The 15,525-nt window shown below is 41.1% G+C and carries 13 protein-coding genes and 1 pseudogene; 7 read left to right on the forward strand and 7 right to left on the reverse strand.

Annotated elements, in window-relative coordinates; translation table 11 throughout:
• The first annotated feature begins 125 nt into the window (after positions 1–125).
• The 7 genes from WKT12_RS12220 to WKT12_RS12250 all read left to right on the forward strand — a co-directional run bounded on the left by WKT12_RS12220 (position 126) and on the right by WKT12_RS12250 (position 5,045).
• Positions 126–731, forward strand: a complete 606-nt coding sequence (locus WKT12_RS12220) for a hypothetical protein (RefSeq protein WP_151870741.1) — start codon at positions 126–128, stop codon at positions 729–731.
• Between the two features lie 52 nt (positions 732–783).
• Complete coding sequence (locus WKT12_RS12225) at positions 784–2,463, forward strand: DEAD/DEAH box helicase (protein ID WP_016661630.1); 1,680 nt, start codon at positions 784–786, stop codon at positions 2,461–2,463.
• Positions 2,444–2,608 carry a hypothetical protein gene (locus WKT12_RS12230; protein ID WP_153881318.1) on the forward strand — a complete coding sequence of 55 codons (165 nt, stop codon included), beginning with the start codon at positions 2,444–2,446 and terminating at the stop codon, positions 2,606–2,608. Before WKT12_RS12225 ends, WKT12_RS12230 begins: the two co-directional genes overlap by 20 nt.
• Positions 2,609–2,618: 10 nt before the next feature.
• Complete coding sequence (locus WKT12_RS12235) at positions 2,619–3,284, forward strand: DUF3560 domain-containing protein (protein WP_117985449.1); 666 nt, start codon at positions 2,619–2,621, stop codon at positions 3,282–3,284.
• Between the two features lie 115 nt (positions 3,285–3,399).
• Entirely contained in the window at positions 3,400–3,813 is a 414-nt protein-coding gene (locus WKT12_RS12240) for a DUF551 domain-containing protein (RefSeq protein WP_007557982.1), read from the forward strand.
• Positions 3,814–3,815: 2 nt separating this feature from the next.
• The gene (locus WKT12_RS12245; RefSeq protein WP_224262946.1) at positions 3,816–4,262 is read left to right on the forward strand and encodes a YopX family protein; all 447 of its coding nucleotides are present in this window, start codon (positions 3,816–3,818) and stop codon (positions 4,260–4,262) included.
• A gap of 309 nt (positions 4,263–4,571) precedes the next feature.
• On the forward strand, positions 4,572–5,045 hold the full coding sequence (locus WKT12_RS12250; protein ID WP_081458087.1) for a VRR-NUC domain-containing protein: 474 nt from the start codon (positions 4,572–4,574) through the stop codon (positions 5,043–5,045).
• Positions 5,046–5,082: 37 nt separating this feature from the next.
• On the opposite strand, the gene WKT12_RS12255 is transcribed toward WKT12_RS12250, so the two are convergent.
• The 7 genes and pseudogenes from WKT12_RS12255 to WKT12_RS12285 all read right to left on the reverse strand — a co-directional run.
• Complete coding sequence (locus WKT12_RS12255; protein WP_224262945.1) at positions 5,083–5,652, reverse strand: DUF6549 family protein; 570 nt, start codon at positions 5,650–5,652, stop codon at positions 5,083–5,085.
• A 6-nt stretch (positions 5,653–5,658) separates the two neighbouring features.
• Positions 5,659–6,252, reverse strand: a complete 594-nt coding sequence (locus WKT12_RS12260; protein ID WP_007557988.1) for an N-acetylmuramoyl-L-alanine amidase — start codon at positions 6,250–6,252, stop codon at positions 5,659–5,661.
• Entirely contained in the window at positions 6,249–6,707 is a 459-nt protein-coding gene (locus WKT12_RS12265; protein ID WP_008782015.1) for a phage holin family protein, read from the reverse strand. Before WKT12_RS12265 ends, WKT12_RS12260 begins: the two co-directional genes overlap by 4 nt.
• On the reverse strand, positions 6,707–7,015 hold the full coding sequence (locus WKT12_RS12270) for a hypothetical protein (protein ID WP_340319852.1): 309 nt from the start codon (positions 7,013–7,015) through the stop codon (positions 6,707–6,709). Before WKT12_RS12270 ends, WKT12_RS12265 begins: the two co-directional genes overlap by 1 nt.
• Before the next feature lie 279 nt (positions 7,016–7,294).
• Complete coding sequence (locus WKT12_RS12275) at positions 7,295–7,783, reverse strand: hypothetical protein (RefSeq protein WP_224262943.1); 489 nt, start codon at positions 7,781–7,783, stop codon at positions 7,295–7,297.
• 1 nt (position 7,784) lies between these two features.
• Positions 7,785–9,086: a reverse transcriptase domain-containing protein gene (locus tag WKT12_RS12280; protein WP_234241318.1), complete on the reverse strand. Its 1,302-nt coding sequence runs from the start codon at positions 9,084–9,086 to the stop codon at positions 7,785–7,787.
• 210 nt (positions 9,087–9,296) lie between these two features.
• Positions 9,297–15,525 (reverse strand): annotated as a pseudogene (locus tag WKT12_RS12285) (hypothetical protein); the annotation flags it as partial.

A 15,525-nucleotide genomic window follows, 5' to 3' on the forward strand; every position in this document is an offset into this window, starting at 1 on the left:
TATCCTAATGGGATTAGACGAAAACATTACTGGATTCCCATTCATCATGGGAGCCGGTATAATCATATATCTATTTATTAACATGCTTATTCTTACATCAAAGGATGAGCCTAAAAAAGAGAACAATGGAAACTGCAAAAATTGACATCAAGCAGGCTGTCATTAAAAAAGACAGATTAAATGTTGTGTACAACGAGCGATTCACAGAAGCCAACTACACAAACAAGGTTACCAAGAATTGCGACCAAATCGTACATTCCGAACTGAAGGAGATTTTTAATCACTTGAAACTGCATCTTGTGGTATTATGCGAGCAACCCGAAGCGGAGAAAATCTACAAGTCAAGTTTTACATCACCGGGCTTTGATGAAACTCTGAATAACTACTTCATTACCGGATATGCCAATGATAGCAACGATGGAGTACCGGGTATAACCATAATGGGAGGCAAATTACTACAATCCGGTAAAATTGTGGATTTGAAAATCTTTACTCCATTCGGAGACGAAGAATATAAATTTTCAGAAGAACTACAAATAGATGCAGCAGCTTGCGATGCGGAAGTGGAAGCATATCTCTTTGAAGAGAAATGGGGCATTAAGCAAGAGCGGTTAGACTTTGATAGCGATATCCCCGATGAAGCTGTTACCGATGCAGAAGAACTTCCTGCAGAAGAAGAAAAGCCTAAAAGAAAAGGCAGAAAGACCAAAACCATAGCTCCTGCCGCTTAATCAAATTCGGGGCTGATTTTTGTCAGCCCCATAAAACTCTAAATTACAAGTCATGATTATAGAATTAAAAGGAAACGTTTTTGAAGTTACTTTCAAGTACAAGCCCACTATTGTTGACAGAATACGTCAAATCACAGGCAAGAGATATGACGGAAGCAGAAAGAAATGGCTTATTCCTGTTTCCAGTCGTGTCGAACTTGAAAAAATGGTCTATCAAATCAGACCATTTGAAAATATCCAATGGGTTACAGGACAACAGAAACAAGAAGAAGAGGAAGAAGTTGCGTACAATATACCGGAGCTGCCGGAGCTTGATATTCCCCACTTACTAAAAGTAAACCCATATCCCTATCAATTAAAAGGAATTGCAAGAGGATTACAGCTCAAACGATTCATGAATTGCGACGAGCCGGGCCTTGGAAAGACACTGCAAAGCATTGCAACCATTAATCTTGGGAATGCCTTTCCTTGTTTGGTTATTTGTCCTTCTGCCTTAAAGGTTAATTGGGAAAGAGAATGGCATAAGTTCACAGATAAAAAGGCAATGGTACTGACGGATAAAGTACGAGATACATGGACTTTCTTTTATCAGACTGGCATGTATCAGGTATTCATCGTTAATTATGAATCGCTTAAAAAATACTTTGTACAACGTATCAAAAAAGAATCTGGTTGGACTTTAAGAGATGTGGAATTTAGAAACAGCATCCAACTTTTCAAATCTGTAATCATTGATGAAAGCCACCGTTGCAAATCATCATCCACTCAGCAGGCTAAATTCTGTAAAGGTATATGCAATGGTAAGGAATGGGTCATTGAACTTACCGGAACTCCGGTTGTCAATAAGCCTAAAGATTTAATTCCGCAGTTATCTATCCTTTCCAGAATGGAAGATTTTGGAGGATATAAGACATTCGTCAATAGATATTGTTCCGGCCAAAATGAAGCATCAAACCTGAAAGAACTTAACTATATGCTATGGACTAAATGTATGTTCCGGCGTGAAAAGTCATTGGTGCTGACAGACCTTCCCGATAAAATACGACAAGTAAATACTTGTGAGATAACTAACCGCAAGGAGTATATCGACGCAGAGCGTGATCTTATCATGTACCTACAAAAATACAAAGAAGCGGATGATGAAAAGATAGAGAAAGCATTACGAGGTGAAGTCATGGTACGTATTAATATCCTCCGCCAAATATCAGCCAGAGGGAAAGTACGTGATGTAATTGAGTTCGTAAAAGACTTTCGTGAGAATGGAAAGAAAATCATCCTCTTTTGCTCACTTCACGAAGTGGTAGATCAACTGAAAAGCTATTTTCCTACGGCTGTATCTGTAACTGGAAGGGACTCACAAGATGAGAAACAAAGAGCAGTGGATTCTTTTCAAAACAATCCCAAAACGGATATTATCATCTGTTCCATTAAAGCTGCAGGAGTCGGACTTACCCTAACAGCATCAAGCAATGTTGCCTTTGTTGAATTCCCCTGGACTTATGCCGATTGTTGCCAATGCGAAGACCGTGCGCATCGTATAGGGCAAAAGGATTCTGTAACCTGTTACTATTTCCTCGGACGACGTACCATTGACGAGAAGGTTTACCGTATCATTCAAAATAAGAAAGCCATTGCCAAAGATGTTACCGGTTCCACGGAAGATATAGAGGAAAATATCGTTGATATGGTAGCTAATATTTTCAGCACAGATTATGATGATGAAGGTTTCTAAAATAACACCACAACAAAAAATAGACCGGCTGAAAAAAGCCGGCTATCAGGTTCAAGAAAAAGGTAATAAAATCCGTGCCGCTAAGGGTTCTTTGATAATCAATGGCACTATAAACCAAGTACACAAAGAAGTTTTTAACCGATAATTATATTGATATGAATACGTATAGCAAATATGTACCCAATGTTTTTCTCGCAAAATGCAGTGAAAAACACGAAAAAGGAGAAGTTATTGAAGTTACAACCAAATATGGCAAAGAGAATGAATGTATTGTATTCAATCTCATCTATGAACGTGAAGGCTTTTATTATTACTCCATCGTCAGAGCTGACGGATTTAATGTGCAGGAATGGGCCAAGCAAAGAGCCGAGCGCCGCCATGGTTGGGCCCAGTCTGCCGGACAAAAAAGTAACGAATATTTCAACCGCTCGAACAAAGACAAAGATTTTCTTTCTCTTGGAGAGCCAATCAAAGTCGGACATCATAGCGAGAAACGGCATCGAAAAGCGATTGATGATGCTTGGAACAATATGGGAAAAAGTGTTGAATTTAGCGACAAGGCTGCCGAACACGAAAGAATTGCCAAATATTGGGAAGAAAAGGCAAACACTATCAATCTTTCTATGCCGGAAAGTATCGATTTCTACGAACACAAGTTAGAGAAAGCGAAAGAATATCATGAGGGTGTTAAGTCTGGCAAATATCCACGTGAACACGCTTATACTCTCACTTATGCCAAGAAAGCTGTTAATGAAGCACAAAAGAATTACGAATTAGCTAAAAAACTATGGGGAGATTATCTGACGAATGGTGTTGTATGAACTGCGCCCGATTGAACGAATGTTTGATGAATGAACCAGATTTAAACTTACTTGACTATTGCGTGGCATACAGAGACTTAGAAAATAAAGAAGATTAATTAAAAACGGGACAGTTATGAAACAGACATTAGAAGAAGCAGCATACGACTATGCTACTAATAAAACAAAGTTTAGAAAAGAGGTTTTAAAGGAGGTTGATCCAGATAACTATGTTAGTCGGAAATCTGATTGTATGGAAGATTTTCAATGTGGTGCAGAATGGCAGGCAAAGCAATCTCCTTGGATAAGCGTTGAAGATAAACTGCCTTCTTTAAACCAAAAAGTAATAGTTTATAATGGGAAACAAGTATATATATCTCATAGGACAGAAAAAGACTACGCAAAAGATGCTAATTCCTTCTTGTATGGATTGCAAACCTATAATGTTGTAGCCTGGATGCCCATCCCGTCTTTCAATGAGATACTTGAAGTCAACAAGTTTGAAAGACAAGATAAACAAGATGTGTACTTTGAAAAAGTGGAGGATTGAGTATGAAACATGAAATAAAATTCAGAGGAAAATGCTTTAATAATGGGCTATGGATAGATGGCGATTTGATAACAAGCCTTACACCTAAAGGGAAAATGACTAAATGTCCAGCAATCCATACGACTTACGGGACGATAGGTACTTTTTTTGTTCAGTCTGAAACTGTTGGGCAATACATAGGCTTGCGTGATAAGAATGGGAAAGAGGCCTATATTGGTGATATTGTAAGATTCACCCCAAAAGTCTTAAATATTATCGGTTCTGGTTATGTTAAAACAGATTATGAACTACTAGCTGTAATAGATACAGATGAATATAATCATTCTATACTTTGCATTCTTCACGACAAAGGTAGATTCAAAAAAGGAGAATTTTATCATATTGAAGGGGTGTTAAACGGCGAGATTATTGGTAATCAATATGATAATCGTGAGTTATTGGAGGATTAATAAATGGTAATAATCAATGATAGAAAATTCTATGACAAACCCGGTAGTTGCGGCTCATGCCCTTTCTTCTTTAGTGGTTCAACACATCTTTGCACAAATAAAGGTCGAGGAATTTGTACGCTTTTCAATGAAATGCACCAACCATACATCAATCCACCCAAACGATGCCAGAAACTATTTAATAAAGCATTCCGTATGCCTAATGGGAGCAACCTTGTAATTGTAATGCAATAAATCTGTCCATTATATATTTAAGTAAACGGTTACTGCAAAAATATGGAATCAAACCTAAGACACCTTATAGCAAAAATGACTAAAGAAAAATGTATTGTATGCGGAAAAGAAACTGTATCAGTCATTAAGACTGATGCAGGCTATATCTGCTACAACTGCTATGCTGAGCAAAAGAATCCATCCAAAAGAAAAAGGAAGAAAAACAACGAGGAAGAACGTATGCAATGCAAGTTCTTTGAAGAAGTGGAAAAGATATTCCCAAAGTTACCCAATAAGCTTCTCTTCGCTGTTCCGAATGGTGGAAGCCGCCATATAAGGGAAGCCGCTAATCTCAAACGGCAAGGTGTAACTTCCGGCGTATCCGATGTTATCCTACTAATCCCAAAGAAAGGCTACGCTTCGCTATGTATAGAGTTTAAGACAAAGAAAGGCATCCAATCGGAAGAACAAAAAGAATTTCAGAGGCAAGCGGAAAACTGCCGAAATAAGTATGTTATTGCCCGCAGTGTCAAACAAGGCATTGACGCACTAAAGGAGTATCTGCTATAAAGATGAGGGGGTCGCTATTCACGACACCCCCTCACTGCTATTTTGAGACTTTTATAAATTCATTGTAATCAATCTTTGTGTTGGGATTAAAATTAACCAATTCCAGTTTATACCCCTTTGTGCCCCAACTCCACCACAAGAATTTTCGTTTTGGTATTCGATGAACAACAGCCGCCAAACTATCACGAATATTATAATAAACCGTAGAATCCTTGAAACAGGCTATCACATGAGACCATTTGCTATTAACCTCTAAACAATCCGGTCTGTCCGGAAGTGGATGCCAACGGTCTGCATAGATTGTTTCTGTTGAATGAATCCCGGTTTTAACCAAAGCCTCAAGATGCTTGTTTTTAATGCCGAGTTCTTTTATTGTTTGAGCATCATCGGCACGATACTCTTTCAGCTCATCAATAGTCAAGTTCAATGCCGACACAGAAACTGCATTTAAACTATCCCGAATTTTATAGGACTTTATGTCTTTCATTAAGATTGCAATATTACCGGATTGACGCTCACATTCCTTTTGCAGCTTTCGATTAGATTTAATCAAGCCAATAGTAACAGATACCAGTGCTACTAAACCTATAAACAACCATTTTTTCATATAATCTTAGACCTTAAGATAATTAGCTATTCCAATGGCATGAGCCTTTACAATTCGCGCTTTCCCATCAGCGGAAAGTAAGAATTCAACATCTTCCTTATTATCCTGAAAAAAGTTTTCGGTAAGAACTGCCGGACATTTCGTTTTCTGCAAGATGTAGAAGTTTTCTTCCCAGTCAGGATCTTTATCCGACCAATCGCTGCGTATTTTTATCCCGGCCGGAAAGCATTCAGCAGCCGATGCGTACAGACATGATGCCAATACATCGGCTTTTGTGCTTCCCTTGCTCGTGTAAGCAGACCAGCCTCTTGCTTGCATCCAATCTATTCCAGAACCTGCAGCATTACAATGAATGGAAATCAAGATTACATTAGATGTACCCAATCTGCCACAAATCTCATTCACACGCCGGCATCGCTCTGATAGTGGAACATCTATTGTCTCCTTTACAACCCTTTCAGCATCAATACCCATTTTGCCTAATTCCAGAACAAGCATATCTGCGATTTCACGAGTCCAAGCATATTCCCGCAATTTTCCATCAGGAGAGCGCTTGCCCTTTGTATTCTCACCGTGGCCGTTATCAATTAGTACTTTCATTTTCTTTCAACTTTAGTTTTAATCTGTTCAATTAAATCTTCTGCATCCTTACTGCTAATACATTTTACTATCTTTTGTGCCATATCAGCTACATCGGCAGCATGAGACTTCTTTTTGCGGCTATTTTCCAATACCGAGCGACCTTCTATGCAGATAATACCCATTGTTATCAAAATCATACAATAAGGAGCTACATACCAAGAAATGAACAGTCCTAAGACATCGACCATTGTACCGAATATCAATACACGGAAATAATCAACCACTTTAGCTACAGTTCTCCTTAACCCCTTACTATCAATTTTTTCTTTATTTACTCTTGCCGCATCAATGCCACTCCACATATCCACGAATGAAGAAACGACAATAAAGATACAGCATGTAAACAATACGATTGCATACAAGCGTAAGTCTGCAAACTTTATCCCACCTATCTGTTCAATCACTTCGACCATTAGAATACAGTATTAATTATCCATGAAAAAACATAAGCAACACCAATAACAAGGTCTGCTAAATAAGCGCCACGTAAAGTTGCCTTAACATCTTTCTCATCAGGAATATCATCCTGCGCTTCTTTCCATTTTGCTACAATGTAAGCGCATCCTGTACCAATAACAGCACCAGCCAATACCGGAACAAACTTATTTCCAAACAAGAATACAGCAACCAACACACAAATAGCCACAATCAAGAGACCAACCAAGCCGTGAATAATTTTATCCCAGCCATACTTTTCTACCAAATCATTACTCGCTTTCATAAACTCTTTTCTCCTAAAATATAAGCCAAGAGAGAAATTGAAGCATAAAAAAAGCAGCCGGAATTCGACTGCTTTAACTTTTAATGATTATCTTTGCAACATCTCACTTACTAATGCGCATTATTTGCGCAGCAACTAAAAATAAAGCTCGTAGTGCGAACGAGGGTATCTGCCCCCGGTCGTGCGCTACGAGCGTTTTTAGTTAAAAGTAGGTGAGATGATTTTTAACAGGCCGGGGGCTTTTTTCTTTCCTTCCCCCCAAAAAGGAATATTCACATACTATTCAACTTGATATTTATTCAGACTGAACGTATCTTTCTTTTTCCAACCGTCAGCAAGCGTTTTTTGGATATGTAACATGACTTTTGTATAGAAGTCTGTCAACTCCTCCAATGCCGAGAACTCCCGATAAACGGGCGTTTCATCCGTACCAAACTTGAATACAACCGGAAGGGTTGCACCATTTGTCTGTACGGCCAAATCGTATGCAGCTTTGTAGTTGAACTGATTTTCTCTTGAAAGCCATACCTGCACACCCTCGTATGAAAATCCTTTCAAAATAGTTTCGTCCACCTTCTGGTTATACCAATCCATAATCAAAGCCTTAACTACTTCATCTGACGGTCTGCCATTCAGAAACTCCGCTTCCATATAGTCGGCGGAACCGTCTTCATGTTCTTGGATATCCCAACGGATACGCCATTTATTCTTTGCCGGACTGACGCATTCTATCAGTTTCACATCGGCTGTACCTTCTACTCTTTTCATCTTAACTGAATACATACTTGGTTCTACCTTTCCCGAAAGTTTCCGTCTTAATGGTGGTCTCAAACGGAAAACCGTCAGGAATTTCTTCAATCTGTTTGAGGATATTCTTCATTTCCTCACTGTTGGTAAAGAACTTCTTGGGTTCGCCGTTCTGCTCTATGGCCACAATACAACGGTCCTCGCCTTGTTCAGTCTTTATTCCCATCTCAAAATCCTTGACTATGATAGGAAGGTTTACCAACTCACGGATACTTACCACCGTACCCGAAAATCGCTTCTTACCGTCTTCCGGCTTGTAAGCGACATTTAAATCTTTAAATGATTTCATTTTTTTGCCTGTTAATTTTTTAAACAAATTATTACAATCAGCGTGTTTCGTCATGCCGTAGAAACTGGCAATCAGTTCCCGCCTCCTTTTTCTACTTTTTACCTCGTGCATCTTCCGAGCAAACTTCTGTTTGATACGTTTCCTCAATCCTACATAGTTAGGGCGAATAACATAGCCAAGAAAATCAATGCCTTCCTCTACCGGAAATACCCGTTCATTAGGCTTGATCTCCAAATCTATTTTCTTCATTTGCTCATGAATAACATCACGAATCTTCCACAATTCCGCTTTCGTTTTACCGAGCACCAATCCGTCATCACAATAGCGATAGTAATATCGGATACCGTACTTGTCTTTCAAATAATGGTCTAAAAAAACAGACAGGAGCAAGTTTCCCGCCCCCTGCGAACTGCGCAGTCCGAAACTGATACCTTCCGGCAGCAGCTTAACAAACCGTTCCAGTAAAACCAATAGCCTTTCATCCTTGAACACCCTGCGGAAGCACCACATCACAAAATCCTGCCGCACGTTATCATAAAACCTGCAGATGTCGAACTTGTAAGCATATAACGTGCCTTCCGGGTCTTTTTGCAGATCAGTACGTATGCGATTCATCAGGTCATGTGTGCCACGCCTTTTGATACTTGCTCCGGTTGTCCGAATATAGCGTTTCTGCAAATGACGGTCTACAACATTCATTACAGCAAACACAGCAATACGGTCTTTCATAGAAAGTATCTGTAAAGTACGTTTCTTACCGTACTCCTCAATCTCTCTTTCATGGTAACCGCCAAGCTGGAATGAACCATCCGCAATAGCAGTCGTAAGTTCAATGATGATTTCCTCCCTATGAGCGAGTAAATATCGTCCTTGCTTTGACCTTTTACGATTTGTACCACGCAGTACTGTATCGAATGCCTCCGACATATTGGAGTATTCGATAATTTCCTCGATGATATATCCTTCCCTGCGCATACAAATTCAGCTATTGGTTAATAAACATGGAAGATAAGGGCCTTCCTTTCCCCGGGTCTGACTTCTTCGAACTGATAACAGCCTACCAAACTCCACCCGACGCGTGATTTTTCAGCTTTCCACCTTTAAAGGTGCTATTGCTGCGGCTTGTTTCCCTCGGCTCCGCCTTGGGGACACGTCCCCGTGCTGTACGCCGATTTATTAGATTTCCAGACGGGAACCGACATACGTATGCGAACTCGACGCATCGTAACTCGTATACGCATACGACACACCACCATTCGCATTCGCATAGTAGCACCCACGACAAACCACACGGCTGGCTGCAGTAGATACATAATACTTATCGCAATAATAGGTACTGGACGAACCGTTAGCTGTTCCTACCGGTACGATATCCATGTATTTACCATGGGCAACACCTGTTATCCACTGGTCGCTTGATGTCTTACCTTTCACCATACGGGTAGTACCGTCAGGCATCCAAATACGCCATTTCCCCTGATTACCGCTATCATTCGGCAAGTCCACACCGTCCATCATATCGTACTTGTTCCCGTAGATATCCTCGTAACCGATACAGCATGTATTATTTACTTGAGTAACCATAGGCGCACCGTACTCATCTTGACTCACATACCACGCATATTGGTGAACAAGACCGTCGATAAGCGAATTTGTTACTTTGTTATTTATGGCGTAGGCTGCATCATAACCGATAGTATCCTGCATTCCATAACCGGCTGTACCACCCGTAATACGATTATTATTATGCTGCCCAGCTCCGCATTGTTCCTGACTGTCCCGACGTCCGTATCTTGCATAGAACAGATTAGCAATACGTGAGTGCATCAAAGCATCTATCTGTTGCATTCCTCTTTGCTGGCTGTAGTAATGAAAATCAGACCATGTCATAGCAGCAGCCGTAGAGCCTCCAGTAATACAAGCACGCAACTTACTACCAACAACCGAACTGCCAACAACGGCACACAGATGCTCATCGTTAGCGACCCAATCAGGCTCCATGTCCTCTATCTTGTCGGAGTTTGAAAGGACCACCTTGTCAAACTCTGCCGTATTCAAAATAGAAAAATGCAAAGCAACAGCGTTACTTGGAATCTCGGTAATCAGATACATACCCGCTTCAAAATTCAAGCCGATAGTAGGAATAACTATAGTTTTCACCACATTGCCGGAAACATCAACAAACACACTACCAACAAGGTTAGTACCGGGAACACTTGGAAAACGCACACGCTTATATCCAGCAACATCAACCTTACAAACAGAATAAGTCTTATCACTACTATAAGAATCCTTTAATGTTGGTTTGCCGCTCAAGATTTTACGTTCTGCTAAGAAACCGCCTTGTGTACCTTTTATATCATCCAATGTCAATACTGTAGCTGCAGGAATCGGCGGCATATTATCCGGCCCATTTGAACTGTAGCAGCTATAATGCCTGTTATTCAGATAATCATTTACCCCTTTACTCCAGAAGAAAGGCTCATACATCATCCATTCACCTTCATTACCATTCAACTTAGCAACCGTACAATCATTAATATTTTCAGCATCAGCATAAAAGTTAGAACTGCTTTCATGTAGCGGATAATAAGTCATTTCACCATCGGGATTATTAACTTCCACTTCTTGGCCGGCAATAATCTCCTTGCGACTGGTAGGCATCTTTGTAACTTTGGCAAGTACACGGAATCGATTCTTAAAAATAGCTGCTACATGGGCACTCATTACGTATGTATTGCCATATTTATAACCAGTCTTATTGTCAAGATTTGATATGTTAGCATCATCGGATACACTATTATCAAACTCTATGACACTATAAGAAGGCTGTATAATATTCAATTCAGGATATTTCTCACGATATTTTTCCGCTTCCTCATCCTCCATGTACTTCATTAGCCGTATTGTGCCACGAAGTCCGGAATGGCGGTTATCAATCGCCCCTGTAGAGGTGTACGTACCATATTCGTAATATTTTTCAAGCAATGAGCCATCATCTTCACGGTCTATGTCAATACTGAAACGTTCCAGCTTTCCCGTACCTGCTTTTTTGGCCGCATGAAGTTTTTCGAGCAAAGAAAAACCATCAATACCGGGACAACCCACAAAGCGATACCCCGTAATATTATTAATACCTTCCAAAATGAGTCCGCTTTCGGGAAGTTTTGTCAAATACTCCAGGAATAATTCTTCCAATGTATTCGGCAAACATAACCGTACAATCGGTGCACCCGTAGCAAGACGCAGGCGAGTTATTCCTGTTCCTTGTACATCCAGACTTTTTAATCGAGCCTGCCAGCTCAAATCTAAAGTGGTAACATTGCCGTTGTCGCCATTGCGGGCCAATAGATTATTACGCATATTAAGTTCTTCCAGTAGCAATAAAGCGTTTGTGGAAGACATAAACGAACCATTACGATAACCACCCGGCTTTTCTACGCTCATGTCAAGCTTAACCAATGAAGTGAACAGACCAAAGTTAAAGCCAATAGCAAAGGCATCCTCATGCCATACCAATTCCTTGATTTTGGCCGCACCGATAATCTTCAGCGGGTCATTCTCCCCGAACATTCCTTTTAACTGCAATGTATGAAGTGTATCGGCTTCCACCACACCGCTATCAGCCTGAACACCATTTGATGTTGATAGTTGTACACGATAGGGAATGGTTAAAGCGAACTGCATGGGCTTCAATATATAACCGGCATCCAACGATGCAGTGGATTGGTAAAACTGTGCTCCAAGAGTGGAAACATAACCATACTCCACTTGCTTAAGGTCATATCTTCTTTTTATAAAATACCCTCTATGAGCCTTCAATGACCCTTTCAAACCATAAATCTGAGGATAGGTCTGTTTCGCTCCGTCAGAACCCACCGGCATTTCATTCAAAAACGGATAGATATATTTGAAAATACCCGATTTGTTATACAACCTTGAACACCACTTTTTCATCTGCTCCGTATCAAAATGGTCTAAAGCCTTTTGAATGCTGAAAGCTGACATAAACGAAGTACCGCCATTATAGCCGTTAACCATTATTTCAGTCATCATTTCAGAGAAATTCGCAAGTATCAGATTCCATAACCAAGAGTTATGCCCCTGCATCACATACGCCCCATCACGTTTGGTCTGGCGGTTATCATCGTACCTTCCTGTAAGGAACGACTTGTTATCACTTCCGAGCTGGCAGTCACCGTCATAGTAAGTGGTGTACCATATCACACCATCCCATGTCCTTATCAACATATTCTTCGCCAATTGGTCCACACCAAGATTAAAATCCACGTACAGATAGTAAGCTATCAGATATGGCAGGTTGAAATACTTGTGCGCTTCTTTCTTGAAAGTGCCACTTGCCCACTTGGCTTTAGGAAATTTACCATTTGCATCCTCATAATCCACGCTTTCAAACAAATGTGTTTCCTTGTTATATGTGAGATTCTTTCCTGCTTCTGTTTCCTTCATACAACGATAAACGAAGCCCATCATACGATCGACAGCCTTGTACATCTTGTCGTACTTGTCGCCGGTGCCGAGGTGGTCTTTCAAATTGGGTTCTTCGGCCTCATCACCTCCTCCATCCGACCAAAAAGTGTCTTTCGGGTGGTTAAACTCCAGTCCTCCATCGAAGTTGTTGTCCATAAAGTCTGCATGGTCGGCTTCCGTACTCGGCAGCCACTGGAACAGGCAACAGGGGTTGGAGTTGTTCAATGTTTCAAAGCAGATTGGAAGGTACTGCTTATGCCCCTCTTCATCGGCTTCGAGATAATTCAGTGTGTCGCCCTCTCCCCATGTTTCCTCGCCTATGGTCTTGTCCTGCCCGAATATCGGATAACTATCGCTCTTCTCATTGTTGGTGTTGTACTGCCCGTAATAGGTCAAATCATCATCCACAGATTTCGCAACAAAGAGGTCGCACGGCATACCGTCTATAGCCGAGCGGATGTCGTCCGTAATTCCGTGATCTTGTGCATACCTCTGTGCAGGAGTAAGAAGCCCCATTTCCTTTAGTCCGTCATGTATGAATTTAGCACCACCAGTGTTGGTAGTCATGGACGAATCGGAGAAATCGCACTTCGGGCACGCCAGTTTCGCACCGATAGAATTTTTACGCAGTTTGAAAAGATTCTTTTTGCCCTCAGTGGTTATAGGATTGCTTTGGTTACCGTTTCCATCTATCTCACCATAGCTCAAACTTACAGTCTCACCCGGTGCTGTTTTCTGGAAGTAGAAACGAAGATTCTTCCTCGCATAGTTCACGGATGACGTTCCCTGTATTCTTGCATAAGCATTCTTCAGGATAAAATCCAAATTTCTATCCTCACCATTATAGAAACGAATTTCTCTCACCAATTTATTCGCTTTCTTATTATTTAACTGCGCCAACGCATCCATAACATTAAGCGTATCGCTTTCGCTCGGTACCTCGCTTCCTACGCTACCTGTGCCTATAAGCATCAGTATCGAATTCTTGCGTTTCGCCATCATTCCCATAAGTTTATCCATGCTCACGGTATCACCCTCACTTAACACCCTATTATCCTCGTCAAGCGAACGTACCCCTTGTTCGTTCTCCGTATCCTCCAAGTGATTGCGGTCTACTATGTAGTTATTCAAGACTTCATCCGAAGCCAAAGCCTTATCATAGATGCGGATACTCTTGATAAAAAGGTCTGCACCGTCCGATTTGAAACGTAATTGTTCCGTTATGTCGAAATTCACCTTATCCAACCATTTCGATGCAGCACTTTCCTCACCATTCACATAAAAACCTATCAATCCTCTCTGTTCGTTAGCTTCTATATCCGGATAAAACACGTAAGTTATCTTTATATTCGTACCCGGCTCGAATTTTGTACCTACACTATCTTCGTAACGGATTATCTCACCGCTATCCATTGCTTCGGTTACCACACCTGTAAGGAACTTGGCTTCTTCCGGTGTTACTACAAGACCGTAACGGTTTCCATTATTCAATTTGCCAAGACAGGTTATCAACTCCGCTTTCGTATCTGTTACGTTAGCTGTGCTGTATTCGATTTCAATCGTCATTCCAACTTCACGGATAGAGTAGCCTATAGGTTTATCAGCTTCGTTGAACGGATGATAACCGCCATCGGCCGTAAGTGTCATGGATGCACCGTTACTTAAAAGAAGCCTATCCTTATACCATCCGCTTCCTGCACCATTATTATTTACACTCCAAAGCACTTCCTCAAATTCCATATACTTGCTGCCACTCGTCCACGAAGCTGCATTATTTTCCGTATTACTTCTTCCGAAAGCATCAAACGCGCATACTGCATCGGGCGACAGAATAGCTTCTATGTCCGGGTGGGATGAAGTGTTTACATCCAGTATTGCCTGTGCAGTTCCACAAGATAGTATATAACTTTGAGGCTCAACATTTACATTTGTCTTTCCATAGCTTCCTATCCCTCCCCTCGGCAACCTATCCTCTTTAACAAGCGTTTTTCCGCTTTCTATCCTCACCGTAGCGGTATTCGATTTTTGGTCATACGCTGCATAAGTGAAGTCCCATGCCGTAAACTGTTCAGCGTTCAATATCGGTTTTTTCCACTCCTTTTGAAAGCCTGTCGCCTTATGGACAAACATTGTTCCGACATATTCTTTCACCGTATCCCCGGCTTTCAGTAGCGTAATGTAATACACCTCACTCATTACACCGGAATTTTCATGCAATGCGTATGCTTCCACTACGTTTACCCCCTCTACCATATCGGATAAAGGAACGGTTATATTCTTTGATTGAATACCGGAACCCGAAGAAAGACCAAGCGTATAAGGTGCTCCTCCGTTCAAGCGATAATGGATATTCTTCTCACCGGTAGTACCCTTAACCGTGAAAGGAATATTCACATCATTTTTATATCCCCCGTCAGCCAGTCCGTTACCTACCGAATAAGTGGTGCTTAATTCCATAGCCACCATCGTTACCCTTGCCGCCGATGTTTTCATAAGGCTTTCTCCGTTATAGGTAGCCTGCGCTTCTACCTGTACTGTATAGGCTGTTGCATCTTTCAGATAAGGAGAAGCGTCAAAAGTATAAGTTTGTCCGGCTACCACTCCCACAAATTCCGCTTTCTGAAATTCAGAAAGCACAGTAGAACCTCTCTTTATAATCACTCTTGCCTTCAGATCAGAGTAACCATCTACATCACTTCCTCCGGCAGTAGCAACACCCACCGAGTATTTCACTGTAAATCCACTTCCTAAAGCAAGATATTGTGATGGTGGAAGAATGGAGCCGGATGTATCAGTAAGGTCAATGCTTACCACCACCTTATCATCATCCGTATATTTCGAAAAACGCACCTCTTTGATTTCCTCACCGCCTTCCTTGGCTTTTTGCGTCACGGTCATTACATACTGCGTGCCATCCTCACTA

The sequence above is a fragment of the Phocaeicola sp. HCN-6420 genome (assembly GCF_037890145.1).
In the GTDB taxonomy this organism is placed as follows: Bacteria; Bacteroidota; Bacteroidia; order Bacteroidales; family Bacteroidaceae; genus Phocaeicola.